Origin of the sequence: Ruthenibacterium lactatiformans (genome assembly GCF_000949455.1) — a bacterium.
Taxonomy (GTDB): domain Bacteria; phylum Bacillota; class Clostridia; order Oscillospirales; family Ruminococcaceae; genus Ruthenibacterium; species Ruthenibacterium lactatiformans.
In genome coordinates, this window is record NZ_JXXK01000055.1 from 1 (window position 1) to 10340 (window position 10340).

The window sequence follows — 10340 nt, forward strand, 5'->3', positions numbered from 1 at the left end:
GGTGCGCACCATCGACACGGCCAGCGAGAGCGGCTGGCGCGAGGAAGTGGTGGACCTCGCCATCGGCGGAGACAAAAGCGGCATGACAGGCTCCCACGGCGGCGGAGACCTGCGGCTGGTGGAGGACTTTGTGCGCGTGCTGCAGGGCGAACAGCCGTCCATCTCCTGCACGAACATCAACGATTCCCTCAATGGCCATCTGGCTGTGTTCCGTGCGGAAAAATCGCGCAGGACTGGCACGGTGGCTGAGATGCCTCAGCTATAAAGAGACCTGTTTCGCGCTGCTTTCCCACGTGGCCAAGCGTCAGACAGATGTTTTTATTGCTACACAATATTTCTGTGACTGCGCCCTTTCTTAGGAGATATCCGGGCCTTATTGAGCCATGCCGCTGGTACTGACATAAGTCTCATTGCACAAGAGCTGGGCACCATGCTTCTTTGTGATAGAATGGCGTGTGAGGCTGCTGACGACGCAGACGTTGCCCATGACCATGACGGTGAGCAGTAATCCACAGAATCCGAGTCATCGCTGAGCTTGCTATATTGAACCTGCACCATCTGGATATATGGATTTTCAGTCTCTTCGACGGTTCAAGAAACATTATGTATTAATAAGACAGAAATTTAAAAGGAAGATGGTGTGACCCGTTTTAGACGGATCACGCCATCTTCCGTTTTTGCGGTGAGTTCGGTGAAAGGCTGAGGCGCATCGTATATCTGCTCTGCCTTTTGGGCCGATTTTCTGTTCACCGGGCAGGCGCATTAAGCCCTGCCGCCGTAAAGCAAATATCGAAATGTTCCGAGAACTGTTTTTCTCTCTATGGCCCATCATCGCATCCAACTTCTGCTGTGCAAGTTTTGATTTCCGCGGAGCAAGATCATCGCAGTCCACGCTCTCCCGACCACTATCTGACTACTGATATACAAAAAATCCGCGGAACCTGCTGGCCTCCATCTCCCCGGGCTTTTCACCGCCCTTTACAATTAAGTGTATCCCAACCCAAAATAGCACGATTATTACCATTTAAAACCCTTTGTCACAGCTCTCAGACCCGGAAAGCCGCCGATTCGGTTCCAGCCGGGCGCACCAAAACAGCCCTCGGGAATAATTTTCCGAGGGCTGTTTTTCATTTTGCAAAGTTATGACTGTGTTTAAGACCTTTTAAGTTTTGTCAGGATGGAAACCACGCTTCTGACAGCCTCTTTCCTGCGCGCGTGGTATCCCCAGCGGTATCCGACTTCGCCGCATTTGTGCCAAAGCGACGCTGTAAAATATTTTCGATGCCAGAAAGGATTGCTTCCTCTCTCCAGCTTTTGGCGCAAAGCATTGGACAAATCTTTTGACCGTAAGGATGACAACGGTATTTTTGCCATCACTTCAGGAAGTACCATCAAGTGTGTCACTGTTGTTACCGCTCAAGCAGCTTGTCCTGCCGCTGCATATGCGTTTGAGTATGCAGCCGCCTTCTCCTTTCAGCAGCCTCCGATGCTTGTTCGGGTACCGGCGGATACTGTTTGGACGAATCCCACACAGGCCGGCCTGTAATGAAACTCACCAAACAGTATGGATACCGCATTTCTCAAGGTACGGGCAAAACGTGGAGCAAGCTCTTGATTTTAACAGTAGGAGTTTTGAAGAAATTCAACAAATCTTGTGATACAGCCGCCTGCCGAAAAACAATATTCGGAATATTTTTTGTATTTTCTCTCGGCGCAGCCACCCGCAAAAGTCAACTCCTGTATTATTTTTGACCCTGCGTTACGGATATATCTGTTGTGTATACTGCTTCCGTATTTTTCGCAAAGCAAAACACCAATATCAAAGCCAATAAACCGCCGGCCAGCTTTGTTGCAAAATATGCTGCAACGGCGCGTCCGTCTGCAACGCCAGCCGCAAAGGCCATTTGCCCGCCCAATACAAATGCCCCGGATACCGTAAACGCAGCGTTTATCATTCTCCCTCTGGCATCCATCCGGGGATACAGCGGCAGCATGGAAACACTTGAGACAAGGCTTGTCAAAAGCCCCAAAACAGCATATTCATTGACGCCCAGCCTGGATGCGGCCCACTCCAGCCACCGGCTGCACTTTGCCAGTACCAGCCTGCCAGCTACCAGAGAACCACATACGATAATGGTGATCTTCAGAATGATTACCAGCACTTCCTCCACTACGTCAGGCGGCATTACGGACCGTTCCGGTACAAACAGGCCCCACGTCATCCAGCAAAACAACAGGACCCCCAGCCTGCCTCCGCTTCCTTCATCCAGCGCTCCAAGCAGCGCAAAACACAGCAAAACGGCAATACACACATTCATCGTGCCACCGGCGCGCACGCCTTTTCCAGCCATGCACCTTCCTCTTTATTGAGATACGCGCCCAGTTCCCGAAGCACAGCCGCATGATAACGGTCCAGCCATTCCAGCTCTTCCCTGGTCATCAGCTCCAGCTTCAGAGGGCGCGTGTCAATGGGACAGTAGGTGAAGGGTTCAAAGCCATAAAACGCTCCATATTCTGTTTCACATACCGGCACGCACAGCAGTTCGTTTTCAATGCGTACTCCGAGTTTGCCTTCTTCGTAGATGCCCGGCTCATCGGTGACGGTCATGCCCGGTTCAAACGGCGTGTCATTTTTTGCGGAAAGGCCCTGCGGGCCCTCGTGGATAACCCCCACAAATCCCACGCCGTGGCCCGTACCGCAGCGGTAATCCAGGCCGCGCCTCCAGAGTGTTTCCCGCGCCAGAATGTCGATATGCATGCCCGCGCTTCCCGCTTTGAACACCGCGCGCGCGGCGGCAATGTGACACTTGAGCACAAGCGTATACGCCTCCCGCTCCTCGTCCGTCAGCGGGCCCAGCGCATAGGTACGCGTGATGTCCGTGGTGCCGTCCCGGTATTGCCCGCCGCTGTCCACCAGCAGGAACCCGCGCGGCTCCAGCTCCGCGCAGGTATCCTCCATGGGGGCATAGTGCATCATAGCCGCGTTTGCCCCATAGGCCGCGATGGTTTCAAAGCTTGCGCCCAGGCAGTCCTTCTGCGCCATTCTCAGGCTCGTCAAATAGTTGGATGCTGCAAATTCCGTCCAGCCTTCCCCTGTTTCCATACGGCGGCGCAGCTCCATCTCGAACCGAACCATCGCCGCGCCGTCCCTGCGGTGCGCCTCTTTTTGGCCGGCCATCTCTGTTTCATCCTTCACGGCTTTGAGCAGCTGAATGGGGTCTTTACCCGCCGAGAGCGTCACGGCCCGGTTTTGGCGCAGCGCCCGCAGGAGGGTCCAGCTCGTACCCGCAGGCTCATACAAAAGCGCCATCGGCGTTTCCGCCGCAGCCAGAAAGTCCCGTATATTCCCATACGGATGCAGCGTTACTCCCTGCGCCTCCAGCACTGTCTGCACCCCGGCGGGCACGCGGCTCGTGTCAATGAACAGATGCGCCCCTTTCGGCTCCACCAGGCAGTAAGCGAGCGCAAACGGGTTGTACTCCACATCGTCCGCACGCAGGTTCAATAGCCACGCCACACTGTCCAACCGGCACACCAGCATGGCGTTTGCGTTCTGCCGGGCAAGCCTCTCCCGCAGGATATGCAGCTTTTCCCCGGCGGAAAGTCCCGCGCGCGACGGCTCCAGCAGCCATGCTTCTGTCGCAGGTATGGGCGGCCGCCCCTCCTGCCAAAGTGCGGAAACAAAATCGTGGTCACGCAGGACAGCTCTTTTTTCCGCCAGCGCTTTTTCCAGCGATTCCACCACGGACACACTGGTGCAGGCGCCGTCCAGTGCCAGCGTTCCTCCGGCGGGCATCCTGTCCGCCAGCCATTCCTCCACGGTGGGCACGCCGGGCTGGGCCATGCGCATCAGCGTGATTCCGCTGCCCTCCAGCTGCCGCTCCGCCTGGATGAAATAGCGTCCGTCCGTCCACAACGCGGCGGCTTCCCGTGTCACACACAGCGTTCCCGCCGAACCCGTAAAGCCCGACAGCCACGCACGGCAGCGCCAGCGGGCCGGCAGGTATTCCGTCATATGCGGGTCGCTGGACGGCACATATACGCCGTCTGCTCTTTCCGCTTCCATAGCCGCACGCAGCGCGACGATTTTTTCCACAACCGTCATCGTCCGATTTCTCCTTTTTTTGTGGTCTGCATCCTTGCTATGCCCAGTATACCACCTTAAAAGCCTATGCAAAAGACGCCTTCATGCAGAAAAAGGTATCTTCTTTCTGCACGGAAAAGCCGGGCCGGAAATATCTCCGGCCCGGCTTTTAGCGGATATCCGTCAGAAGGCCATGCGCGCCCAGCCCTCTTCCCTCGCGGGCGGGAGGCCCAGCAGCCTGCGCCCGGTCTCAACATAATAGCGGTAATTGGCAAGCGGTACTCCGTTTGGGATACGGTGGTCAATGGCAAACACTGTGCCACCGCCCATCAGAGGACCGGACATCTTGTATTCCAACTCCGCGCGGATGGCTTGGAAATCGCCGCGCAGTACAAATTTGTCAATGCCGCCTTTAAAGGCCAGCCTGGCGCCGTACTTTTTTCGCAGCTCCATCATATCCATTCCCGCCGCCGGTTCGCAGGGATACAGGCACGTCACACCGCAGGCGAGGATCGCGTCGATCACAGGGTTCATGTTTCCATCACTGTCCTGGGAGAATATCTTTGCTCCGTGGGCCCGCGCGCAATTCCATATTTTTTGATAGTACGGCTGCAAAAACGCTTCAATCTGCGCCGGGCCGAACAGAGGGCCGGACTTTCCCGCCATGTCCTCATGGATGCTGAGGCAGTCGATGGGAACGATCTCAGCCACACGCTCCATCACTTTTACACAGGTGTTTCCGATGGTTTCCAACATGTCGGCGATCAGCTCCGGCTCCTCGTAGCATGCGATACACAATTCTTCCTCGCCCATAAGCTGCCTCGGCTCGTCGAACCCGCCGGGCACCCACTGGATCGTCAGATAGCCTTTATCGCGCAGTTCCTTTTGATGCAGCAGCGCCTCCCGGTCAATACGCTCCTCCGAAAATTCATACCAATGCTTGACCTTCAGCCAGTCGTCCATTGTTTTGACGGGATATTCCATCGGCAGTGGGATCGTAGCGCTTTGCCTGCACAACTTCGTTTTACGGCCCATCTCGTCCACAGAGACGGTAAATTCCGGCGTTTCCTCCAATACCCGGGGCGTCAGGCCTGTGATTGCCTCGCAATTGCCCGCAAGCGGCGCTTTGAGAACATAATCCCAATCGAAGGCCGTGAGGGCGATCTCCTTGGCGCTGGCTCCCTGCCTTTGCCATTCCTCTTCCAGACCGATCAGCAGGCCAAACAGCTCACAGAACATCTCTCTTCCTGTAAACTCAAAATTGCAGTGCGCGATATAGCGTTCCCTATCCCAGATCATACGTCCCATTCCTTTCGGTGTTTGCCCTCAGTTTACCGGAACGGCGGAAAAAAGCCATGCAGAAATGGTTGAAATCTGGATAAAATTCCGCTATCATTACAAAAAACGGGCGTGTTCGGCGCAAAGAGGTGTACACGGATGTGGAAGCATCTGGAAGTGGAACTGGATTATCTGGTGCGGCGCGCCACCTTCTGCGGCTGGCAGATCGCGCCGCGGCGCATTTCCAATTATGAGCTGGTATATGTACTTCGCGGTCAGGGCGACATCTGCCTGGGCAGCCGGCAGTTTACGGTCCGAACAGGGGATCTTGTGTGCTTTTGTCCCGGCGTACTGCACAGTCTTTCCGTTGCGCGGCAGCCCTGCATGGAGTTCTACGGAGTCCATTTCACGCTGCCGTCGGGCGTGGACCGCCTTCCGCTGCCCGAGGTTGCCAAAATCGAACCGCCCGGCAGGCTGGAGCCTCTGTTCAAATCTCTGTTTGAGATCTACAAGCAAAAAACATATCTTTATCAATGGCGGCAAAATCTTCTGCTCGAGCAGATCTTATGCGAAATACTCTCCGCACTGCATGGGGAAAATGCTCCCGCAGAGCTTATCCGTATTAAAAAAGTGCTGGAGCATATCCATGAGGATCCTGCCCGTCCGTTTACGCTGGAAGATCTTACTGCCCGCTCCGGCGTAAAAAAGACGCTATTCCTGCAATCCTTCCGTCGGATGACCGGAACAACGCCCAAGCAGTATATTCTCGGGCTGCGGCTGGAATATGCGCGGGATCTGCTGCTGGAAACAGACGTCCCCGTCGCGCAGGTGGCCGAACGCTGCGGCTTTTCCGATTCCTTTTATTTCAGCCGCTGCTTCAAAAACCATTTCAGCACTTCGCCCCGGCAATATCGAAAGGAACACGCTTAGATTCCAAAAAGCCAATTTGCGCATGTTTTTTGCCAATTTCAGCAAAGAATATGCGCAATTTTTTTGTATTCTGAAGGTAGCGTTCCTCCCGCGGGAGAAACACGGAAAAAACAAGGGGGCCATAACTATGGAAAAAATCAAATTGGGTATCATCGGCGTGGGAAACATGGGCACCTGTCACATTGAGACGACAGCGCCGTGAAGCTGCCGCCCGAATTTTACACTATGTTTGCACGTGCTTTCTTCTCACAACTGATGAAGCGTTACGGCGGTGTCATTTTCCGCCGGCTGTTTGTATCCATCCCGGTGGCGGCCGCACAAAAAATGCAAAGCTTTTTACCCCTCCTTTGGCGGCATGCTTGAGCCGGAAAACATTTTTTCTTTATTGAAACTCGGCCCGTGCGTTCATAAGGCCGGCTATGGAAGATCTGTTTCAACTGCACTTTTTCCTGTGCCGCTCAGCGCATCGAAAGTTCCTCAATGTAATCGTTATACCATTGTACGGCAGTTCTGGCCGTCCTGCGAAGCTGCATGCCCTTTCCGGCCAGCAGTACAAGGCGGTTGTCCGCTTCTCCCTGCCAGGGCGTCAGACGAACCTCCGGCCCGGTGCAGTCGACGTAAAAGATGCCCTCCGGCACGCGTACAAAGCCTTTGATACGCCATGTTTCTCCCGCAAGCTGTACAAGGCACTTTTGCAGTGCCGCAAGGGGCATCGTGGGACGGATCTGCAGCACCGCTTTTTGCAGGGTGATATCCGGCATGTCCAATACCTCATCCACATCCACATCCGGTACGATCAGGGAAAGCCATTCCGGCTCGAACCGTCCGAACTGCGTGCGGCGGATGCGGGCCGCCGGGTTGGCGCGCAGGATAAGCGCTTTTGCTTCAGCGCACTGCGCTTCGGTGGCAAGGTCTGTTTTGTTCAGAAGCACGAGACTGGAGACAGCAAGCTGCCGGGGGCACGCCCGGGCAGTAGAGAAAACCTTTTCAAGCCGCGCGGCATCTGCGACGCACACGCTGCCCTGGTAGGAAACAGCGGGAAATTGGGCCAAAACCCGGCGCACGTTGGTGGGGTCGGCCAAGCCGCTGGCTTCCACGAGCGCAACATCCGGTGCATCCGCGGCCGCCTGCTCCAGCGCGGCCTCAAATTGGTCCAAACGGCAGGCGCAGAAAATCGAGCCGTTGCTGATCTCATCCAACGCCGCGTCCAGCTCCCGCAGCAGCGTGCCGTCCACGCCGGCGCGTCCGAATTCGTTGATGATGAGCCGCAGCCGCCGGCCGGCAAACTGCCGGGCAAAATTTTTGAGGAAAGTGGTTTTCCCTGCACCCAAAAAACCGGTGATGAGATACAGTTCCATTATATCGCGCCTTTCTTAGCTGAAAAGAGGCTCTAGACCTCCCATTCCGTTTTTTGCAGCAGCGCACGGGCCTGCTCTGTGGAGAACCCGCGGTTGAGGCGCGTTTCCAGCGAATTGTCGCGCGGGTTCACGCCGCATTCTGCATAAATCTGGTTTGCACCGGCCATCAGGCAAAGCTCATCCGGCTCATGTACGCACATAGCGCGCGGCGGCCGGGCGGTGAGCGTGGTAACGGCGCAGATCTTGGCAAGCTGCGCGGCCGATATCTCGCCCTGCGAGCCCAACGGCGTACCGGGCACGGCAATGCGCTTCATCACGGCCATCACTCCCACGGGGTAATCACGGATGCGCAGCATTTCGTCGACCAGTTCCTGATGCGTGTGCTCCGGCCCGATCGGTTCTACACAATAATACAGCTCCAGCCCTGCCCCGCGCACGACATCCATCGTGCGGATGCGCGCCTGCGGACGTGCATTCGTGTCGGTGCCCTCCCGCAGACGGTGGATATGGTACACACCAGTGAATCCCGCCTCTTTCAGGGCTGCAGCATAGGCCGGACCAAAATCCCCCACATTGGCAACAAGGCGCATCTGCGGGGGCAGCACTGCGCGCACTGCCCTGCCGTATGCCAGAAATTTTTCCTGGGGGAATTCCGCAGTCGTCATCAAAAACAGGTCTTCGATCCCGCTGGCAGCCAGCTCACGCGCCAATTCCACCGTCTCTTCCAGCGTTTTGATGCAGGCTGGCTGGCCCCTGCGCGCGTCTGCGGCAAGGCTACAGAATTTGCAGTTGACGCCACAGGCCTGGGCGTCAATACCGATCTGCGCAAAAATAACGCCACGGCCACGGAACGCTGTGCGCGCATACGCATTGGCCGCACCCAGCAGTGCATAATATTCCGCACTGCCGGTGGCCACCTCCAACAGGCGCAGTGCGTCCTGCCGCTCCAGCAGCGCGCCTGAGCCTGCTTTGGCAAGAATATCCTCTATCATATGAAACACTCCCAACCGGCAGCTCCTGCAAAAAAGCGGCGGACAACGCACATCCGCCGCTTTTCCCGACAGGAAAGCCGTAAATCTTAAAATGTACGCCCGTCCGGGCTGCTTTTACAGCACCTCGCGGACAGCGGCCTCCAGCTCTTCCTTGCTGGGAATGATGGAAGAAAATTTCAGTTTGCCGTTGATATAGATGCTGGGCAGGTTTTTCACACCCATCTTTTTACAGCGCGCAATATTTTCCTTGAGCGTGAATTTGTATTCCACCATATCAATGGCGTCCCCGAAGGTGTCCTTTGCAACATTGGCCGCGCCCATCATATAGGTGCAGGCCGCACATGTGGCGGAATCAAGCGTAAACACCTCTATGAGCGGACGGGGCAGATTTTCGTAATCCGGCAGCTCCACCGCAATGTCGTCCTCGGCGGCCACATAATTCTTCACCATCTCCCGGACGGCTTCCGTTTCAAGCACAGCCTGTGCAGCGCCGATGGTGTTTTCCACAGGTACGGCATAGGGCATATCACAGCCCGGCGCGACAATGAAGTTTTTATATTCCGGCAGCTGGGCCAGAAGATCCGCCACGAATTTCATATTATCCTGCTGCGTGCCGTGAAGCATGATGGACGTAAGCGGGATATTGCCGCCGATGGCCACATTGTATTTATCGCAGATGGCCTTGGCTGCAAGGATATCCACATTTTCGTCCACAGAAATAGAATCCGGCGCGGTGCGGCACATCACCTCGATATTGCGGGTGGCATTGCCGCACACAAAAAAGGAAGAGAACGCCTGTTTTTCTTCACGCAGATAGCGGAACAGTTCAGTGTAGGGTGCGGAGAGGAATTCTTCAAAGTGATCCGACGAGATCTGAGAGACCAGAGGGTCCACTACGGCAATCACATCCATACCTGCGTCCAGGTAAAGATCGCTCATGCGCTTGGCACAGTCCGCACAGAAGCCCAGCAGGTCCTTCACATAGTCCTCGTCGTCGAACATATCCATGAAGATATCATTGCCGCGCAGATGGCTGGCCAGTGTGAACGGCCCGCACAGCAGCCCATAAAGGGCGGTGGTATCTCCCACGGCCTCTTTCATGCGGCGCATGGCCGAAAGCACCATGGGCATGCGTCCGCTTTCGGCTGTGGGAAGCGTGCAGCGGCAAGGCACCGTCATCGTGTCGGCCAGAGGATGCGAAGAAACGGAGGGCGGGCAGTCGTCGGCCCACACCAGCCCGCAGCCCAGTACCTCGGCCTCCAGCTGAAGATCGAATACAACGGGCTGTCCGTCCGGCTTGTACAGCCGGTTCACTTCCAGCAAAGCACGGACGAGCGTCTCCTCGTCTGTGAGGACCTGTGTGGCGGTGGCACCCACCAGCGCGCCCGCGTGGACGCCTGCAAAGGGGACCCACGGCGCGCGCGGAGTAGGTTCGTGGCGCAGCGTTTGAAAAATCAGTTCTTTTCCGGTCATATGCAGTCTCCCGTTCATGCGGAGGCGCGGCAGAGAGCGACGGCGGCGTCGGCGGCGCTGGCGGCGTCGGCGGTGTATTTGTCCGCGCCGATCTGCTCACAGAAAGCCTCGGTGACAGGCGCGCCGCCAACCATGATCTTCACCTTGTCGCGGATGCCCGCTTCCTCGGCCTTTTTCACAACTTCTTCCATCATGCCCATGGTCGTCGTCAGCAGCGCCGAGCAG

The 10340-nt window shown here is 56.4% G+C and carries 9 protein-coding genes and 1 pseudogene; 3 read left to right on the forward strand and 7 right to left on the reverse strand.

The window, feature by feature from the left end; translation table 11 throughout:
• Both TQ39_RS21350 and TQ39_RS21120 read left to right on the forward strand, forming a co-directional pair.
• A pseudogene (locus tag TQ39_RS21350) lies at nucleotides 1-265 on the forward strand (Gfo/Idh/MocA family protein); the annotation flags it as partial.
• A gap of 1250 nt (nucleotides 266-1515) precedes the next feature.
• The gene (locus TQ39_RS21120) at nucleotides 1516-1752 is read left to right on the forward strand and encodes a hypothetical protein (protein ID WP_133303802.1); all 237 of its coding nucleotides are present in this window, start codon (nucleotides 1516-1518) and stop codon (nucleotides 1750-1752) included.
• Here TQ39_RS21120 and eutH read toward each other — a convergent pair.
• The 3 genes from eutH to TQ39_RS18900 form a co-directional block, all read right to left on the reverse strand.
• Nucleotides 1743-2351: an ethanolamine utilization protein EutH gene (eutH, locus tag TQ39_RS18890; protein WP_050006684.1), complete on the reverse strand. Its 609-nt coding sequence runs from the start codon at nucleotides 2349-2351 to the stop codon at nucleotides 1743-1745. The genes TQ39_RS21120 and eutH overlap by 10 nt on opposite strands.
• On the reverse strand, nucleotides 2315-4105 hold the full coding sequence (locus TQ39_RS18895) for an aminopeptidase P family protein (RefSeq protein WP_050006685.1): 1791 nt from the start codon (nucleotides 4103-4105) through the stop codon (nucleotides 2315-2317). Before TQ39_RS18895 ends, eutH begins: the two co-directional genes overlap by 37 nt.
• Nucleotides 4106-4267: 162 nt before the next feature.
• Nucleotides 4268-5383 carry a uroporphyrinogen decarboxylase family protein gene (locus TQ39_RS18900; RefSeq protein WP_050006686.1) on the reverse strand — a complete coding sequence of 372 codons (1116 nt, stop codon included), beginning with the start codon at nucleotides 5381-5383 and terminating at the stop codon, nucleotides 4268-4270.
• 138 nt (nucleotides 5384-5521) lie between these two features.
• Between TQ39_RS18900 and TQ39_RS18905 the strand changes: the two genes are divergently transcribed.
• On the forward strand, nucleotides 5522-6292 hold the full coding sequence (locus TQ39_RS18905; RefSeq protein ID WP_050006687.1) for an AraC family transcriptional regulator: 771 nt from the start codon (nucleotides 5522-5524) through the stop codon (nucleotides 6290-6292).
• A 458-nt stretch (nucleotides 6293-6750) separates the two neighbouring features.
• Here TQ39_RS18905 and TQ39_RS18915 read toward each other — a convergent pair whose 3' ends face one another.
• The 4 genes from TQ39_RS18915 to TQ39_RS21355 form a co-directional block, all read right to left on the reverse strand.
• Nucleotides 6751-7650: a CobW family GTP-binding protein gene (locus TQ39_RS18915; RefSeq protein WP_050006689.1), complete on the reverse strand. Its 900-nt coding sequence runs from the start codon at nucleotides 7648-7650 to the stop codon at nucleotides 6751-6753.
• Nucleotides 7651-7682: 32 nt separating this feature from the next.
• Nucleotides 7683-8642: a biotin synthase BioB gene (locus TQ39_RS18920; RefSeq protein ID WP_050006692.1), complete on the reverse strand. Its 960-nt coding sequence runs from the start codon at nucleotides 8640-8642 to the stop codon at nucleotides 7683-7685.
• 114 nt (nucleotides 8643-8756) lie between these two features.
• The gene (locus TQ39_RS18925) at nucleotides 8757-10115 is read right to left on the reverse strand and encodes a uroporphyrinogen decarboxylase family protein (protein WP_050006690.1); all 1359 of its coding nucleotides are present in this window, start codon (nucleotides 10113-10115) and stop codon (nucleotides 8757-8759) included.
• Nucleotides 10116-10129: 14 nt separating this feature from the next.
• Nucleotides 10130-10340, reverse strand: a 211-nt coding sequence (locus TQ39_RS21355) for a cobalamin-dependent protein (RefSeq protein ID WP_338092848.1), incomplete at its 5' end; no start/stop codon positions are given.

Coding starts and splice junctions, on each gene's coding strand:
- eutH (WP_050006684.1), bottom strand. CDS start 2,351: ATGGCTGGAAAAGGCGTGCGCGCCGGTGGCACGATGAATGTGTGTATT.
- TQ39_RS18895 (WP_050006685.1), bottom strand. CDS start 4,105: ATGACGGTTGTGGAAAAAATCGTCGCGCTGCGTGCGGCTATGGAAGCG.
- TQ39_RS18900 (WP_050006686.1), bottom strand. CDS start 5,383: ATGATCTGGGATAGGGAACGCTATATCGCGCACTGCAATTTTGAGTTT.
- TQ39_RS18905 (WP_050006687.1), top strand. CDS start 5,522: ATGTGGAAGCATCTGGAAGTGGAACTGGATTATCTGGTGCGGCGCGCC.
- TQ39_RS18915 (WP_050006689.1), bottom strand. CDS start 7,650: ATGGAACTGTATCTCATCACCGGTTTTTTGGGTGCAGGGAAAACCACT.
- TQ39_RS18920 (WP_050006692.1), bottom strand. CDS start 8,642: ATGATAGAGGATATTCTTGCCAAAGCAGGCTCAGGCGCGCTGCTGGAG.
- TQ39_RS18925 (WP_050006690.1), bottom strand. CDS start 10,115: ATGACCGGAAAAGAACTGATTTTTCAAACGCTGCGCCACGAACCTACT.